Genomic DNA, 16853 nt, shown 5'->3' on the forward strand with positions numbered 1-16853 from the left:
ACGCCCCCGTTTACTGTGTGAGGGGTCGCAGTGAGCAGGGGTCGCAGTGAGCGGGGCCCGCGCATGAGCGAGCTCGCCCACGGCACGCTCGCCGGGCTCGCCGAGATCGCGGACACCGGCCGGGATGCCCGCCGCGGCGGCTACTCCCGGCACCTCTGGCAGGGCCCCGACCTCGAGCTGCGCGCCTGGTTCACCGAGCGCGCCGAACGACTCGGCCTCGGCGTCGAGACAGACCGCAACGGCAACCTCTGGGCCTGGTGGGGCGAGCCGGGGCCGGATGCCGTGGTCACCGGCAGCCACCTGGATTCCGTTCCCGGCGGCGGCGCCTACGACGGACCCCTCGGTGTGGTCAGTGCGCTCGAGGCCGTGGCGCGGCTGCGGGCATCCGGTTTCACACCGTCTCGCCCGCTGGCGGTGCTCGTCTTCGCCGAGGAGGAGGGCTCGCGTTTCGGCATCGCCTGCCTGGGCTCGCGGCTACTGACCGGCGGGATCGACGCCGGCCGGGCCCGGGCGCTCGTCGACGCCGACGGCGTGACCCTCGCGGAGGCCGCCCACCGGGCGGGGCTCGACCCGGCGCACCTCGGCATCGACCGCGAGGCCCTGGCCCGAATCGGACTCTTCATCGAACTGCACGTGGAGCAGGGCCGCGGCCTGATCGACCTGGGACGGCCGGTGGCCGTGGCGTCGTCGATCCTCGCGCACGGACGCTGGCGCCTCACCGTGACCGGCCAGGGCAACCACGCCGGCGCCACCCTCATGGGCGACCGCCGCGACCCGCTGCTGGCCGCCGCCCGCGCGGTCGTCGCCGTGCAGGATGAAGCCCTGAACCACCCCGGCGCGCGCGCCACGGTCGGCCGCCTCGAGGTGGTGCCCGGCGGAACCAACGTGATCGCGTCATCCGTGCACGCCTGGCTCGACGCCCGGGCACCCACCGACGCCGAGACCCGCAGTCTCGTGGCCGCGATCGAGGCTGCCGTCGGCGAGGCCGTGACGGTGAACGGATGTTCCGTGGCCGTCACCGAGGAATCCTGGACCGGCACGGTCACGTTCGACGCGGTGCTCGTGGGGCGGTTCCGGGCGGTGCTGGGCGGCGGGGCACTCGTTCCGGCCCTGCCGACCGGCGCGGGACACGACGCGGGCGTGCTCGCGGCGAGTGTGCCGAGCGCCATGCTTTTCGTGCGCAATCCCACGGGGGTCTCGCACTCTCCGGAGGAATTCGCCGAGGTGGATGATTGCGTGGCCGGGATCGACGCCCTGGCGAGCCTGCTGCGGAGCCTGCTGTGAGCGGGGGCGGGTCTCGACAGGCTCGACCACCGGCTGCGGCTCGGCTGCCGGCTGCGGCTCGACTGCCGGCTGCGGCTCGGCTGCCGGCTGTCGCCTTCTGGTGCGAACTGGCGCTGCTTGACGGGGTGGCCTTGCCGGGCGTGCGCCTCGAGGTGGGCGGTGACGGACGGCTCATCGCCGTCACCCCGCACGCCGCACCGCAGCCCGGCGACGTGCGCCTCGGCACCGTGTTGCCGGGGCTGGCCAACGCGCACTCGCACGCCTTCCACCGCGCACTGCGGGGCCGCACCCACGACGCCGCAGGCGACTTCTGGCAGTGGCGGCAGGCGATGTACGCCGTGGCGGGGCACCTTGATCCGGAACGGTATTTCCTGCTGGCGCGGGCCGTTTTCGCCGAGATGCTGATGTGCGGCTACACCGCGGTCGGCGAATTCCACTATCTGCACCACCGGCCGGACGGCTCCCGGTACCCGGCCGAGCACGCCATGGAACTGGCGCTGGCGGCCGCGGCACGCGAGGTAGGCATCCGCCTGGTGCTGCTCGACACGCTCTACCTCGACGGCGGGATCGGCGTGCCCCTTGCTCCCGAGCAACGGGCCTTCAGCGACGGGTCGGCAGCAGCCTGGCTGGCCCGGTGGCACGCGCTGCGTGCGGCGTTCGGCGGGTCTGACGACGGCCCGGTCGCCGGCGGCACGGATTCCCGCGTCACCCTGGGCGCCGCCATCCACTCCGTGCGGGCGGTGACCGAGGCCGCAATGGAGGAGGCGCTCGCCGGGCTGCCCGATGCCGTGCCGCTGCACATCCACCTGTCGGAACAACCGCAGGAGAACGCGGACTGCCGGGCCGCATACGGGCGCACCCCGACCGAGGTGCTGGCCGGGCTCGGGGCGCTCGCTCCGCGGCTGAGCGTCGTGCACGCCACGCACCTCACCGATGAGGATGTGACGTTGATCGGGACATCCGGTGCGACGGTCGTGATCTGCCCGACCACGGAAGCCGACCTCGGCGACGGGATCGGGCCGGCCCTTGCTCTGCAACGGGCGGGCGCGCGGATCGCCCTCGGCTCGGACCAGAACGCCGTCATCGACCCGCTGCTCGAGATGCGCGGCCTGGAGGCCGGCGAACGCCTGGCCTCGGGCCGTCGCGGCCGGTTCGCTCCCGCCGAACTGCTCGCGGCGGCATCGGACAACGGCTACGCGGCGCTCGGACTCGGCCGGCAGCGCCTCGCGCCCGGTGACCTGTGCGACCTGGTGGAGGTGGCGGGCGACAGCATCCGCACGGCCGGATCACTGCCGGAGCAGCTGCCGCTGACGGCGACGGCCGCCGACGTGCGCCGGGTGATCGTGGGCGGACGGGTCGTCGCCGACTCCGGGGTGCTGGTGGCAGGCGGCTCGGGCGTGCTCGACGGACATCCGCCGGGCGCGCTGAGACCCGAGATTCTGCTGCGCGACGCCCTCGCCATGCTGGGCGAACCCACCACACCCGCGTCAGGAGAACGACCGTGACCACCGAACCGACCGAGCTGATCACCGGCATCCGGGAGCTGACCACCCAGGCGGATGACACCCCGCGCCTCGCCGACGCCGCCCTCGTGATCGCGGACGGCCGCATCGCCTGGATCGGTCCGGCGTCAGCGGCGCCGGCGGCCGACCTCCGCACGGATGTCGGCGGCCGGGCCGCCCTGCCCGGCTGGGTCGACAGCCACACCCACCTGGTGTTCGCGGGCGACCGGGCCGCCGAATTCGAGGCCCGGATGGCCGGGCAGCCGTATGCGGCCGGCGGAATCCTGACCACCGTGGCCGCCACCCGCGCCGCGACCGAGGATCAGCTCGAGGCCTCGGCGGCCCGGCTCAGGCAGGAGGCCGAGGCGCAGGGCACCACGTTCCTCGAGAGCAAAACCGGCTACGGCCTCGATCTGGCGAGCGAGGTGCGGTCGGCGCGCGTGGCGGCATCCGTCGCCGATGTGGTCACATTCCTTGGCGCGCATATAGTGCCCCCAGGCATCGACCGGCGCGACTACCTCGACCTCGTCACCGCGCCGATGCTCGCCGCCGTGGCGCCGCACGTGCAGTTCGTCGACGCGTTCTGCGAGGTGGGCGCGTTCGATGTGGAGGAGAGCCGGGAGATGCTGCTGGCCGGCCGCGCCGCCGGGCTCGGCCTGCGACTGCACGGCAACCAGCTGGGATTCAGCGGCGGGGTACGGCTCGCGGTGGAACTCGGCGCGGCCAGCGTCGACCACTGCAATCACCTGGAGTCGGCGGACATCGACGCCCTCGCCGGCTCGGCCACCGTGGCGACCCTGCTCCCGGCCTGCGACCTGTCCACCCGGCAGCCGTTCCCGCCGGCGCGGCGACTCCTCGACGCCGGCGCGAGCATCGCCCTGGCCACCAACTGCAATCCGGGCAGCTCCTACACGACGTCGATGGGGTTCTGCGTGGCCACCGCCGTGCTGCAGATGGGCCTGACGATCGAGGAGGCGGTGTGGGCGGCGACCCGCGGCGGCGCCCGGGCGCTGAACCGCGACACGGGTTCGGACGCGGTCGGAGCCCTCCGCGTGGGCGGGCGGGCAGACCTGCAGGTGCTCGACGCGCCATCCGTCGCCCATCTCGCCTACCGCCCCGGCGTGCCGCTGACCTGGGCGGTCTGGCGGCAGGGCGTTCGCTCCGGTGTCGGTCGCAGCCCGTCGCCGCTCGCCGGCTGACCTGCGCCCAACTCTGAGCGTCTCCAATTCCGACTCACCCGAGCCCATGGTGCATAACTCCTGCAAATTGCTCAGCTGCCGGCCAGTCTCCCGCGGAATTCCGCGGATGTCCGGAGCGGGTCACAGATTTTGCAGGAGTTATGCACGGGATCCGCTGGCGGGCGGCCGGTAGCCCGCCTGGCCGTGGCTCACTCAGGAGATTGGCCGGCTTCGCCACCGGGTACCCCGGGGTTCATCCGCCGAGTACCGATGTGGAGCCGCATCGGCCGGCCCTGGTCACGCGACACCGGGATCTCCGACATCCTGCCCGGCGTGCCCGGCCCGGAAGACCATAAGCGGCAGTAGCGCGGACCCGGCTTTAGACTGATCAGGTGGAGCATTCCCGAAATCCCCACCCGACCAGCCGAAGCGGCCAGCCGGGAACGGTCGCCTGATGGACGGGTACACTCTGTTGAACCTGGGGCTCGTGCTGCTGTTCGTGCTCATCGGAGGCGTGTTCGCCGCGACCGAGATCGCTCTGGTGTCGCTGCGCGCGAGCCAGCTGCACGCCTTGGAACGAGAGGGTCGGCGCGGTGCGACCGTCTCCCGCCTGGCCCGGGACCCGAACCGGTTTCTGGCGGCGGTGCAGATCGGCGTCACCGTCGCCGGGTTCCTGTCTGCCGCCTACGGCGCGTCCACCCTGGCACCCGATATCGCCCCGCTGCTCGAGCGGCTCGGGCTCTCGCCAGGGGCTGCGGACACGGTCGCCGTGATCGGCATGACCCTTGTCGTCGCCTACCTCTCCCTGGTGCTCGGGGAACTCGTGCCGAAGCGATTCGCGCTGCAGAAAGCCAGCAGCTTCGCGCTCACGCTCGCACCGCCGCTCCAGGTATTCGCAACCCTGATGCGCCCCGTGATCTGGCTGCTGTCCGTCTCCACGAACGCCGTCGTGCGGCTGCTGGGCGGAGACCCGCACGCCCGGAGTGAACTCATGACCGATGAGGAGCTGCGCGATCTGGTCGACGCGCACGAGGGCCTCGCGATCGAGGAACGGCACATCCTGAGCGAGGTGCTCGACGCGACCAACCGCCTGGTCCAAGAGGTGATGCGCCATCGTGGGGACGTTGACTTTCTGGTCGGCAGCCAGTCGATCCCCGCCGCCCTGGAGGAGATCCGCTCGCTGCCACACTCCCGTTACCCGGTGATCGGCCGCTCCGTCGACGAAGTGCTGGGTTTCGTGCACGTGCGCGACCTCCTGGACCCCGACGCCCACCCCGGTGCGACGACGGTCGCCGAAGTGGCGCGTTCGATTGTCTTCCTGCCCGGTACCAATCGCATCCTGCCGGCCATGACCCAGCTGCGCCGCGCCGGCGTGCACATCGCAATCGTCGTCGACGAGTACGGCGGCACCGACGGCATCGTCACGCTCGAGGACCTCGTCGAGGAGCTCGTCGGTGAGATCCACGACGAGTACGACCTACCGGCCCAGGAACATCCTGCAGCCGAGTTCGGTCATGCCCGGCTGGCCGATGGCGACCTGAACATCGAAGACTTCACGGATGCCACGGGAGTCGAACTCGAGGACGGCCCGTACGAGACCGCGGCCGGCTTCGTCACCTACCTGCTCGGACGCCTGCCCCAGGTGGGCGACACCGTTATGACCGGGGACTACCAGCTGCGGGTCGCCGCCCTCGACGGGTTACGCATCAGCAGCATTGAGGTCGGTGCCCGGCCGAAAGAGGACTCAGCCTGACCGCTCAGTCATCAGAGAGGGCGAGGCGCCGGCTTTCCAGGCGCAGTTCGAGTTCGCTGACTACCAGGGCGGCGAGATCCGTGAGGGTGCGGATTTCCGCCTCGGTGATGAGGCGCGGTTCGAAGTCGAGAACACACAGCGTGCCGAGGTTGTAGCCGTTCCGGGTCGTCAGGGGAACCCCGGCGTAGAACTGCAGACCGAATTGCTCGGCCACGAGAGGGTTCGCCAGCGCACGCGGGTCGGCGCGGGCGTTTTCAACGATCCAGGGGCCATCAGACATGATCGCCGAGGCGCAGAGGCCCGGATCGCGTGGGATCTCCTCGATGTCGAGGCCGTGATGCGATTTGAACCAGATGCGATCGGTATCGACGATGCTGACGATCGCGATCGGTACGGAGAACAGCCGGGCGGCCAGTGACGTGATCCGGTCGAATGTGCCGTCGGAGGGCGTGTCGAGAATATCGAGGCGGGTGATTTCCTGCAGCCGCTCTCGTTCGTCACTGGCGAGGTGGTGATCTGCGGCACTGCGGTGACGACCGGTTTCCGCGATGACGGCCTGGTGCAGGGCGAGCACAACCTCGGCGGTCGGCGGCCGCTGCTCCGGCTCGCGGGCCAGCATGGTCGACAGGAGGTGCCGCCACTCCGGGGCGAGTTCCTCCGGGATGGTCGGGTCGCGGTGGAGCCTGGCCAGGGCCGACGGGATCGGTTCCCCGGGGAACGCCGCCTCGCCGGTGAAACATTCCAGCAGAACGAGCCCCAAGGCGTAGATGTCGCTCGCCGCACCGACGTCCTCTCCCCGTGCCTGCTCCGGGCTGAGATAGGCGGCCGTTCCCGTGGTCATCCCCTGGCTGGTCACCCGCGCACTATCCGGGAACAGTGCGATGCCGAAGTCGGTCAACCTGGCGCGCGCCCGAGAATCCGAGCTGTATTCCGCGAGGAGGATGTTCGCCGGTTTGATATCGCGGTGAATGACGCCGCGCCCGTGGATGTAGTCGAGCCCTTCGGCCAGGTCATAGCCGATTTGGGCGATATGCCGGGTCGACATCGGAGGCCCATCGAGTCTCCGGCGCAGGTCGACGCCGTCCACGAGCTCCATCACGAGGTAGATCTGCGGATGCTTCGCCTCCGTCCGATCAACGCCGACGTCGAACAGGGTGACGAGGCTGTGGTGGTTCAGGCTCGCCAGCACGTTGATCTCGGATTGCTGGCGCTGGATGTCGGGTTCGTCGGTGGCGCGGAGTTCAAAGATCTTGATTGCCACGTCCCGCCCGAGGCGTTCGTCGGTGGCACGGTAGACGGAGGCCATTCCGCCACGCCCGATCAGGTCTTTCACCCGGTAGCGTGCGTTCAGGAACTTCGGAAATTGCGTGCTCAACAGACCCCCCCTTTGGGATTGAGTCTAGGTCAGGATCGGTTGGGTCCACTGCCGGTTTCTGTGCGACGGCGTCCCGCCCGGCGAGCGCGCCCAAAGCGTGTGAAACTGGCGTCATGTCGAAGACGCGGAGTGGGAGTCGGGGGCCTGCATCGAGGGGGCGATCACCAGCGGCACTCGCCGTGGTTGCCGTGCTTCTGACCGGATGCGCGGGGCCGAGTTCGCCCCCGCCCGGCACCGGAACGACGGCCACTCCTTCCGCAACCGTTTCGCCGTCCGCGGCTCCGTCCGCGGCCACCACCACGACCCCTGCCCCCGACTCTGCTGCCGGCCCGGTCCCGTGCGGTCGAGCCGATCTGGAGGCGTCCCTGCAGTCGCGGCCGCAGGACAGCGGCGCCGGCAACTTCTTCTGGGACCTGCGACTGACGAACACCGGCGAAGCGGCGTGCACGGTCGAGGGCTACCCGGTGACGACTCTGGTCAGCGCGGCCACGGGCGAGCCGGTCGGGGCCGTCTCCGGCACCGAGCCGGGACGCTGGTACACGGTGACGGTCGTCGCACTGGAGCCCGGGACATCCGCTTACAGCCTGCTGCACCTCGGCCAGGCCGGCGCGTACGGTTGCCCCCTCGTTCCGGTGGACGCTCTCGACGTGACGCTGCCCGGCTGGGACACCGCGAGCCGGGTGGCCACGCCGAACCCCATCGACGGCTGCGACGACGACAGCACGGAGATCGTGCGCACCGGCCCGCTGGCGCCGGCCCCGGTCACGTTCTAGCGCCGCATAACTCCTGCAATTTCGCTGCAGCCTCGGCCATTGCCCCGGAAAACCGCGGCAGTCAGACCCGCGACTCAGGATTTGCAGGAGTTATGCACGCCGGGGACGAGCAACCGGCGCCAGCCCCGGCGCGGGTCAGGCCCGGGAGACGTCCGAGATGGCGCCGGCGGATGCCCGCAGCTCGCGCCGCTCGGCCCGGCGCTCCCGGCCGCCCTCGACCAGGAAGTACAGCACGGGCAGCACCACCAGGGTCAGCACGGTCGAGGACACCAGCCCGCCGATGACCACGAGCGCCAGCGGCTGCGAGATGAAGCCGCCCGTTCCGGTGAGCCCGGCCGCCATCGGCAGCAGCGCGAAGATGGTGGCGAGCGCCGTCATCAGGATCGGCCGCAGACGACGGGACGAGCCGTTGACGAGCGCATCGCGCACCGACTGCCCACTGCGCCGGTACTGGTTGACCAGGTCGATCAGCACGATGGCGTTGGTCACGACGATGCCGATCAGCATCAGCACGCCGATCAGCGAGGGCACACCCAGCGGGATGCCGGTGATCACCTGCAGGGCGATCGCGCCGGTCGCCGCGAACGGCACCGACACGAGTAGCAGCAACGGTTGCAGCAGCGAGCGGAACGTCGCCACCATCACGATGTAGACGATCAGGATGGCGATCAGCAGGGCCAGCCCGAGCTGCGCGAACGCCTCGGTCTGGTCGGCCGTGACGCCGCCGAGTGTGGCGGTCGCCCCCTCCGGCAGGTCGGTGTCGGCCAGGGCTGCGGTCATCTCTGCGTTGGCCGCGCCCAGGTCGTCGATGTTGGGGGTGGCGGACACGGTCGCCGTGCGCAGCCCCTTCGTCGTCGTGAGGGTCGACGGACCCTCGGTCTGCGCGACGGTGGCCAGCGTGTCGAGGGCCACGGGTCCGGCCAGAGTCGGGATCTGCAGGGCGGACAGCTCGGCCGTCGTGGTCGGCGGCGCATCCGTCTGCAGGTACACCGACAGGGTCGTCTCGTCGATCACGATGGATCCGATCACACTGGGCTGCATCGCCTGCGACACCAGCGTGCCGAGGGCGAGCTCGCTCAGGCCCGCGGCGCCTGCGGCACCCCGGTCGACGGTCACCGCGATGTACGGACGCGAGGCTGCGAGGTTGCTCGAGCTCTCCTTGATCGAGTCGAGGTCCTTCACGGAGGCGAGCACCGCGTCGGTGGCCGTCTGCAGGTCGGCGTTCGAGGCGGCGGTTACGTCCACGGCGATATCGGATGACCCGCCGAACCCGCCGCCGGACGAGACGGAGAATTCTCCGGTACCGTCCAGGACCGTGAGCTGGTCGCGCACGACATCCTGCACCTCATCGGGGTTGGCCTCCCCGTCGGTCGTGATCGAGTAGGTCACGGTGCTCGAGGAGACACCGCCCCCGAAAGCAGCCAGGGCGTTGCCGCCGCCGATGGAGACCTGCACGATGTCGACGCCGTCGGTGCCGCGCAGGGTCTTCTCGGCTGCCGTGGAGGCTTCGTCCTGCGCGGCGAGGCTGGTTCCCACCGGCAGCGTCTGGGTGACCCGGAAGGTGGTCTGCCCGCTCGAGCCGAGGAAGTTGATCTTCATAAAGGGAATCAGGGCCACCGTGCCACCGAGCACGAGCACCGCGACCAGGAGCGTCGCGACGGCGTGGTTCAGGGTCCAGCGGATGACCGGGAGGTAGCCGGTCTGCAGTCGGCTCGGGCGCTCAGCGACTGCGGCCGCGGCGACGCCGTTGTGGCGGGTGCGGCGCGATCCGGTGGTCGAGCTTGTCGAGACCGGCGAGCTTGTCGAGACCGGCGAGCTTGTCGAGACCGGCGAGCTTGTCGAGACCGGTGAAGCCAGTGCGCGGGGGGTCTCGGCAGGCTCGACCACCGGTGCAGCCTCGACGGCCGGCACGACGGCAGCGGGAGCGACAGCCTTGGCCGGCCGCAGGAACCAGTACGCGAGCACGGGCACGATGGTCAGCGACACCAGCAGCGACGCGAGCAGGGCGATCGAGACCGTGAGCGCGAACGGGCGGAACAGCTCCCCGGTCGAGCCGCCGACGAACGCGATCGGCAGGAAGACGGTGACGGTGGTGATGGTGGAGGCCGTGATCGCCCCGGCCACCTCGCGCACCGCTCGCACGATGGTCGCGGCGCGATCGGCACCCTCGACCAGGTTGCGGGTGATGTTCTCGATCACCACGATGGAGTCGTCGACGACACGGCCGATCGCGATGGTCAGGGCGCCGAGGGTGAGGATGTTCAGCGAATAGCCCACGCTCTGCAGCCCGATGAAGGTGATCAGCACCGAGGTCGGGATGGAGATCGCGGTGACCAGGGTGGCCCGCACCGAGAGCAGGAAGACGAGGATCACGAGCACGGCGAAGATGAGCCCGAGCAGGCCCTCCTCGGTGAGCGCGTCGATGGATTCCTGGATGAACGGCGCCTGGTCGAAGACCACCGTGAAGGTCGCCCCGGAGACGGCAGCCTCCAGGTCGGGCAGGATCGCCCGGACGGCCTCGGACACGTCGACCGTGTTCGCCGCGGGAACCTTGGTGACCGCGATGGTCAGGGCCGATTTTCCGTCGACGCGGGAGATGCTGGCGACCGGGTTGTCTCCGAGTGCGACGCCCGCGACGTCACCGATGGTGGTGGGTCCCCCGCCGGGTACCGGGGCGATGATCGGCAGCGCGGCGATGTCCTCGGCCTGGTTCAGCTTCGCGCCGGTCTGCACCGACAGGGTCGTGTCGCCTTCGGTCAAGGACCCGGCCGGGACCAGCGACCCGTTCTGCTGCAGCGCACTGCGGATGTCCTGGCTGGTGAGGCCGCGCTGGGCCAGCTGCGCGGCATCCGGTGTGATGGTCACCCGGCGGCCGGCGTCACCGACGAGGGCCGCCTCGCGCACGCCCTCCACGTCACGGATGTCGCCGAGCACGCTGCGCTTGAGGTCGTCGGCGAGGGTCTCGGAGTCGCCGGACACGGCGAGGGACAGCACCGGGAAGTCGTCGATGCTGCCGGAGAGGACCTGCGGGTCGAGGTTCTCCGGCAGGGTCGACTTGATGCGGTTGACGGCCTGGCTGATGCGCGATTCGGCCTTGACCAGGTCGGTGCCGTAGGTGAAGGTGGCGCTCACCAGAGACGCGTTGGTGCTGCTGGTCGTCGAGGTGGATTCGAGGCCGGGGATGCCCTGGATCGCCGTCTCGATCGGCGTCGACACGTCGTCGTTGACCACCTCGGGAGATGCGCCCGGATAGCTCGTGGAAACCACCAGCTGCGGCAGCTGCAGGGAAGGAATCAGCTCCTGCTTGAGGCTGGTCAGGGCGAGGCTGCCGAAAATGGCAACGACGATGGTGATCAGCGCGATCAGCGCCCGGTTCTTCATGCTCAAGACAGCGAGAAAATGCACTCGTTCAGTATCTCATTGCAGAGAGTGCAGACTTCCCGGCCGGGGCAGCCGTTGCTGCCGAGGACGGCGGAGGAGCGTACCCTCACCCGCAAGAAGCCCCATCAACCCGAACGACAAGGAGAAACCATGTCTGTTGCACGCGTAACCACGCTCAGCGTCCGGTCCGACGAATCCTTCGAGCACGCCGTCGCCGCCGGCATCGCCCGGGCGAGCAAGACCCTGCGTGGGGTCTCCGGCGCCTGGGTCAAGGAGCAGAAGGTGGAGGTGACCGACGGCGAGATCACCTCGTTCGACGTCGTGATCGAGGTCACGTTCGTGCTCGACGACTGAGCCCGGGCAGCGCCCGAGCAGCCGGCCCGACAGGTCGCGGGCGTCGCGGGGGCGGCATCCGCGACGCCGGGCACGGTCGGCCCGGCAACGTCAGGTCAGACCGTTGCGTGGTGGCGGACCAATAGTGTGGACTTCCATGACCCGTCGCCTCGCCCAACTCCTCATCGGCCTCTTCCTCTACGGCCTGGGGATCGCGCTGATCGTGCGCGGAGAGATCGGCGTTGCCCCGTGGGACGTCCTCACCCAGGGCATTTCGGGCCGCACCGGCCTCGGCTTCGGGCTGGTCACAGTCCTGATCAGTGGCGTCGTGCTGCTGCTCTGGATCCCGCTGCGTCAGAAACCCGGCGTGGGCACCGTGCTGAACGCCCTCCTCGTCGGGCCGGCTGCGGATGTCGGCCTCTGGCTGATCCCGACGGGTCTCGATCTCTGGGTACGCATCATCCTGTTCGCGGCGGGGCTGCTGGTTCTGGCGATCGCCACGGGCCTCTATATCGGCGCTCATTTCGGTCCCGGCCCGCGCGACGGATTGATGACGGGTCTGCACAAGCGCACGGGCTGGCGCATCTGGATCGTGCGCACGGGCATCGAGGTGACCGTGCTCAGCATCGGCTGGGCGCTCGGTGGCAACGTGGGCATCGGCACGGTGCTGTTCGCACTGCTGGTCGGCCCGCTCTGCCACTGGACCATCCCGTTCTTCGCGATCACCCGGCCCACAGCTGAAGACGCCCGGCTCGAAGAGACCCTCGAGGGTTCGGTGCATCCCTCGGACCCGTCGATCGACAGCCCGGCGAACTGACCCGGGCGCGAAATTGGGGTTCCACCCGCACCATTCGCGCTTGACCTACTCGACCAGGGGTTCATCCCGGACGAGATCGACCAGCCAATCCGCCAGCATCCGTCCGTACACCGGGTCAGCGGCCCGGTCGTGCTGATATGCGTGCCAGCGCCGCGCATCCGCGGAGGTCGTCGAATGGCGCGAGATGAAGTCGGTCAGCGGACAGCCGTCGAGCCCGGTCGGGTGCGGCGATGCCAAGCACAGAAACTGCCAGTGGTACGCGAGGGCGCCGAGAGCGCTCCGCACCGTGTTGGGTTGCAACGGGACGACGAACGCGGCCACCCAGCCAGGTACCTCCGCTGCCGGCATGGGACGGGCGAAGACATACCCCTGCCCCAGCGGCACTCCGAGAATGCTCGCGGCCTCCGCCATCCCGACGTCCTCAAGTCCTTCGATCACGACGCCGACGCCGAAGTCGCGACCCATCTGGGTCAGTGCCGAGATGACACGCAGCGTCTCCACCGGCCTGGACCGGATCTCGTCGAGCAGGCCACGGTCGAGTTTGATCGCATCGAAAGGAAGCGCGAAGAGGCGCTGGAGAGTGCTGTAGCCCGAGCCCAGATCGTCGAGGGAGAGCCCCACGCCAAGGTGGAGGAGTCGGTCGATCGCCTCGATCTGCACATCAGCATCCATCGCCAGCGTCTCCAGCAGCTCCAGGCCGAGCCGGCCAGGCTCGATGCCATGGCGCCGGATCGCGTCGCCGACCCATCGTGCACAGTCCGGATGCCGGAGTGTCGACGGCGAGAGATTCACCGACACCCCGGTTGAGAGGCCCTCATGGTCCCACTGGGTGAGGCAGGCGAGAGCCTGGTCCAGGCCCCGCCGGAACAGCTCGTCGAGATCGGCCTCATCCAGGGCGGGAAGGAACCGTGCCGGCACCAGCACCGTGCCGTCCGCCAACGTCAACCGGGCCAGTGCCTCGACCCGGTGGAGCCCGCCGGTGCGCAGGTCCAGCACCGGTTGCATGAACATGGACAGCCCCCCGGCGAACAGCCGATCCCGAAGGGACCGGGCGGCAGGCGCATCGGTCGTTTCCGCGACAGTGTCGACGTGCCGGTGTATCGCAGCCTCGGGAGGGTCCGGGGCCAGCGACCACCAGAGGCCCGCGGGCCGGGACGCACGGGTCTGACGGAGCGCGGCGTCGGCTCGATGGAGGAGGGAACCGGCCGGGCCGTCTCTCGGGATGCGGGCCAATCCCATGCTCACGTCGATGGCGCAGTCCTGGCCCCGGCCCCGATGCGCGATCGAGAAAGGCGCCTCCACGGCCCCGTGCAGGCGCGCCAGAGAGTCCGCTAACCGGGTCCCTCCGTCGATGTTCTCGAGGACGACGGCGAACCGATCACCGCCGAGACACGCCAGGAAGTCCCCATCCGCCAGCCGATCCCGCATCCGGCGCCCGAGTTGTTTGAGCAGGCTGTCGCCCGCCTCGTACCCGAAAGCGCCGTTGATCGATCGGAGCGAGATGATGTCGACCATGGCCAGGGCTGCCCCCGGACGCGCTCCGCGCTCGGACAGATGCAGATCCAAAGCGCGGCGGTTCGGCAGGGTGGTCACCGGATCGTGGCTGGCCTGGAACCGCAATTCCTCCTGGTGTGCCATGCGTGCGGTGATGTCACGCTGGACGCTGACAAAGTGGGTGATGGTTCCGTCATCGTCACGAAGCGGCCTGATGCTCAGGCTATTCCAGAAGGGGGAACCGTCCTTTCGGTAGTTGAGAACCTCGCCCTCGTACGGCTCCCCGCAGTTCAGCGCCCGCCGGATTGCCGCCGTGACCGCCGGGTCCGACCCTGGCCCTTGCAGCACACGGCAGTCGCGGCCGAGGAGCTCGGTTTCGCCATAGCCCGTGATGGCGGTGAAGGACGCGCTGACGTGAAGAATTCTCTGCTGCGGATCGGTGATCAGGGAGGCCTGGGACGTGGCGGCAAACGCCCGAACCAACACTCCCCCGGTCTCGTTCCCGGCCGGGCCGACCGGCGGCAGGTCGGGGAAGGTGGCTCGCAGGCCGGACTCGGACGCAACTGACATGCGCGCGCGGGCGGGCCAATGATGGGTCACGACGTCGAACGACCCTCAGAGGTGTCTCTCATTGGCCCGGCCTTCCCGATGTGTACGGATGCGGCCAAAACCTGTCTCTCCCACCCGGACCGCCAGCCAGGACCGGCACCGGTCGAACCATAAGTTCAATGCAAAGATTACCGGCCGGGGCCGCCGCGTTCAAATCCGCTCGTCTCCGCGGCCAGTGCGCAGGAAGACGACGCCGGCGAGAGACGCCGCGGCTACGCGCAGAAGTCGGCGATCGTGCGGGTCAGGATGTCAGTGAGGGCATCGACGGATGCCGCGTCCGCCCACTCCGTGTCGGCGTGCGCCCCGCCCCCGTCGACGCCCACGACCAGGCAGGGGATGCCGGCCTCGTGCAGCAGTCCGGCATCGGTCCAGAACGGCTCGCCGCGGATCTCCGGCGAGCGCCCGAGCACGTGGGTGGCGTGGGCGCTGACGGCGCGCACGATCGGCCACTCGGGATCGGCCTCGAACGCCCCGCGCGCCACGAGCCGCCTCAGCCGGAAGCGGAACCCGGCGACGCTCCCGGCGAGCCGCTCCAGCAGCGCCCGGAGTTCGGCCTCGACCTGATCGGGGCTCTGTCCGGGCAGCATGCGCCGCTCGATCGTGAGCGTGCAGGCGGCGGCGACGGTGGCGGCATCCGTGCCCCCGGCGATGGTCGAGACGCGCACGGTGCCGTGCCCGAGCAGCGGATGCGCCGGCGCCGCCTGGATCCCGGCCCGCAGTTCGTCGAGGGCGCGCAGCACCAGGCCGGCGTGCGCGATGGCGTCGACACCGCGCTCGGGCTGGGACCCGTGGGCGGCCAGCCCGGTGAGCTCCACCTCGAACCAGGCGAAACCGCGGTGCGCGAGCGTGAGGGCCAGCTCGCTCGGCTCGGCCACGATCGCCGCGTCGGCGCGGAAGCGGCGCAGCACCTCCATGGTGCCGAGGCTGCCGAACTCCTCGTCGGCGACCAGGGTCACGATGACGTCGCCGGCGAGAACGGATGCGCCGGTCGCCGCCGCGGTGTCGGGCACCGGAGCCCCGACCCCGGTCGCCCGGGCCGCCGCGACCAGGATCGCCGCGACGCCACCCTTCATGTCGAAGGTTCCCCGGCCGGAGACGCGCCCGTCCCGGAGCTCGCCCGAGAACGGGTCGCCTGCATATCCGCCGACGCCCACGGTGTCGAGGTGCCCGTTGAGCATCAGGGAGCGTCCTCCCCCGGTGCCGCGCCGGATGCCGACGATCGTGGGGCGCCCCGGGTGCTCCTCGAGTCGGTGCACCTCGAACCCGCGCCGGGTGAGCCACTCGGCGCACCAGGCTGCGATCATCCGTTCGCCGGCGGCCCCCGGAACCAGGTCGGGGTTGACCGAATCGATGCCGACGAGCGCCTGCAGCACCCCCACCGCTTCGCTCTGCGCTTTCACACCCCCAACCTAGCGGCGACGCCAGGGCGGTTGGGTACCATATTCCATGGATGATGGCGCGAAACGGGAAACCGGCACCGGCTCGGACGCGAGCGCCGGGCCGGCTACACCAGGCGAACGGATGCGCCCCCGCGCCTCCTGGGGACTCGTGCCCGCGGCGCTGCTCGCCGCGTCGGCCGTGGTGCTGTTCGGCCTGCGCGAACCGGTCCCCGGCTACGCGCTCCTTGCCGCCGCCCTCGGGCTCGCGTTCGTGCTGGACCGTCCCCTGTTCAAGGACCTGCTGCTGCTCGCGATCGGGCTGCTGATCGTCAGCACCATCTCGGTCGAGGCCGACATCAGCTACCCGAACATGGTGCTGATGGGCACCGTGCTGACCCTCGCGGTGCTCGTTCCCTACCTGCTGTCCCGCTACGTGTTCGGCGACCATGCCATCCGGTTCCCGATCCGCACCGGCCAGCGCTGGACCACCGTGGAGAAGTGGTACCTGCCGCTCGTGCTGCTGCTGGGCTACCTGATCCTGCCGACCTATTTCATCCGCTCCGGCGCCTACCTGAACTGGCCCACCGTGACCGCCCCGGACGAGATCGCCCGGCTGTTCGTGGGCGTCGGCTTCGTCGGCATCTGGGACGAACTCTTCTTCATCTGCACAGCCTTCGCCCTGCTCAGGCGGCATTTTCCCGACTGGCAGGCCAACCTGCTGCAGGCCGTGATCTTCACCTCGTTCCTGTGGGAACTGGGCTATCAGAGCTGGGGGCCGCTGATGACGTTCCCCTTCGCGCTGCTGCAGGGCTACACATTCAAGCTCACCAACTCGCTCACCTACGTCGTGGTGGTGCACCTGCTCTTCGACGCGGTGGTCTTCCTCGTGATCGTGCACGCGCACACCCGCGAGTGGCTGCCGATCTTCCTGTACTAAGGGAAGGGAGCCGGAGCCCCCTCGGCGAGTGAGCAGGC

The 16853-nt window shown here is 69.9% G+C and carries 12 protein-coding genes; 8 read left to right on the forward strand and 4 right to left on the reverse strand.

Going from position 1 to position 16853, the window contains the following annotated elements:
- Window positions 1-63 precede the first annotated feature (63 nt).
- From AC0J5J_RS09095 to AC0J5J_RS09110, 4 genes are all read left to right on the forward strand, one after another.
- Window positions 64-1284, forward strand: a complete 1221-nt coding sequence (locus tag AC0J5J_RS09095; RefSeq protein ID WP_474897633.1) for an allantoate amidohydrolase — start codon at window positions 64-66, stop codon at window positions 1282-1284.
- Window positions 1281-2789, forward strand: a complete 1509-nt coding sequence (locus AC0J5J_RS09100) for a formimidoylglutamate deiminase (RefSeq protein ID WP_474897635.1) — start codon at window positions 1281-1283, stop codon at window positions 2787-2789. Before AC0J5J_RS09095 ends, AC0J5J_RS09100 begins: the two co-directional genes overlap by 4 nt.
- A complete protein-coding gene (gene hutI / locus AC0J5J_RS09105) occupies window positions 2786-3985 on the forward strand; it encodes an imidazolonepropionase (protein ID WP_474897637.1) in 1200 nt (399 codons plus the stop codon). The genes AC0J5J_RS09100 and hutI overlap by 4 nt, the downstream gene beginning before the upstream one ends.
- A gap of 433 nt (window positions 3986-4418) precedes the next feature.
- Window positions 4419-5717, forward strand: a complete 1299-nt coding sequence (locus AC0J5J_RS09110; protein ID WP_474897639.1) for a hemolysin family protein — start codon at window positions 4419-4421, stop codon at window positions 5715-5717.
- Window positions 5718-5721: 4 nt separating this feature from the next.
- Here the strand turns inward: AC0J5J_RS09110 and AC0J5J_RS09115 are convergent, their stop codons facing one another.
- On the reverse strand, window positions 5722-7092 hold the full coding sequence (locus AC0J5J_RS09115) for a protein kinase domain-containing protein (RefSeq protein WP_474897641.1): 1371 nt from the start codon (window positions 7090-7092) through the stop codon (window positions 5722-5724).
- A 179-nt stretch (window positions 7093-7271) separates the two neighbouring features.
- Here AC0J5J_RS09115 and AC0J5J_RS09120 point away from each other — a divergent pair, with 179 nt between their 5' ends.
- A complete protein-coding gene (locus tag AC0J5J_RS09120; protein WP_166785505.1) occupies window positions 7272-7865 on the forward strand; it encodes a DUF4232 domain-containing protein in 594 nt (197 codons plus the stop codon).
- A 135-nt stretch (window positions 7866-8000) separates the two neighbouring features.
- Here the strand turns inward: AC0J5J_RS09120 and AC0J5J_RS09125 are convergent, their stop codons facing one another.
- Complete coding sequence (locus AC0J5J_RS09125; RefSeq protein WP_474897643.1) at window positions 8001-11270, reverse strand: efflux RND transporter permease subunit; 3270 nt, start codon at window positions 11268-11270, stop codon at window positions 8001-8003.
- A gap of 126 nt (window positions 11271-11396) precedes the next feature.
- Between AC0J5J_RS09125 and AC0J5J_RS09130 the strand changes: the two genes are divergently transcribed.
- Both AC0J5J_RS09130 and yczE read left to right on the forward strand, forming a co-directional pair.
- On the forward strand, window positions 11397-11600 hold the full coding sequence (locus AC0J5J_RS09130; RefSeq protein ID WP_134424552.1) for a dodecin family protein: 204 nt from the start codon (window positions 11397-11399) through the stop codon (window positions 11598-11600).
- A gap of 136 nt (window positions 11601-11736) precedes the next feature.
- On the forward strand, window positions 11737-12396 hold the full coding sequence (gene yczE, locus AC0J5J_RS09135; protein WP_474897645.1) for a membrane protein YczE: 660 nt from the start codon (window positions 11737-11739) through the stop codon (window positions 12394-12396).
- Window positions 12397-12441: 45 nt separating this feature from the next.
- On the opposite strand, the gene AC0J5J_RS09140 is transcribed toward yczE, so the two are convergent.
- Both AC0J5J_RS09140 and AC0J5J_RS09145 read right to left on the reverse strand, forming a co-directional pair.
- On the reverse strand, window positions 12442-14460 hold the full coding sequence (locus AC0J5J_RS09140; protein ID WP_474897647.1) for an EAL domain-containing protein: 2019 nt from the start codon (window positions 14458-14460) through the stop codon (window positions 12442-12444).
- Between the two features lie 251 nt (window positions 14461-14711).
- Window positions 14712-15899, reverse strand: a complete 1188-nt coding sequence (locus AC0J5J_RS09145) for a M20/M25/M40 family metallo-hydrolase (RefSeq protein ID WP_474897649.1) — start codon at window positions 15897-15899, stop codon at window positions 14712-14714.
- Window positions 15900-15945: 46 nt separating this feature from the next.
- On the opposite strand from AC0J5J_RS09145, the gene AC0J5J_RS09150 reads away from it, so the two are divergent.
- Window positions 15946-16815, forward strand: a complete 870-nt coding sequence (locus AC0J5J_RS09150) for a CPBP family intramembrane glutamic endopeptidase (RefSeq protein WP_474897650.1) — start codon at window positions 15946-15948, stop codon at window positions 16813-16815.
- Window positions 16816-16853 lie beyond the last annotated feature (38 nt).

Source organism: Cryobacterium sp. TS_SC_7 (assembly GCF_056156285.1).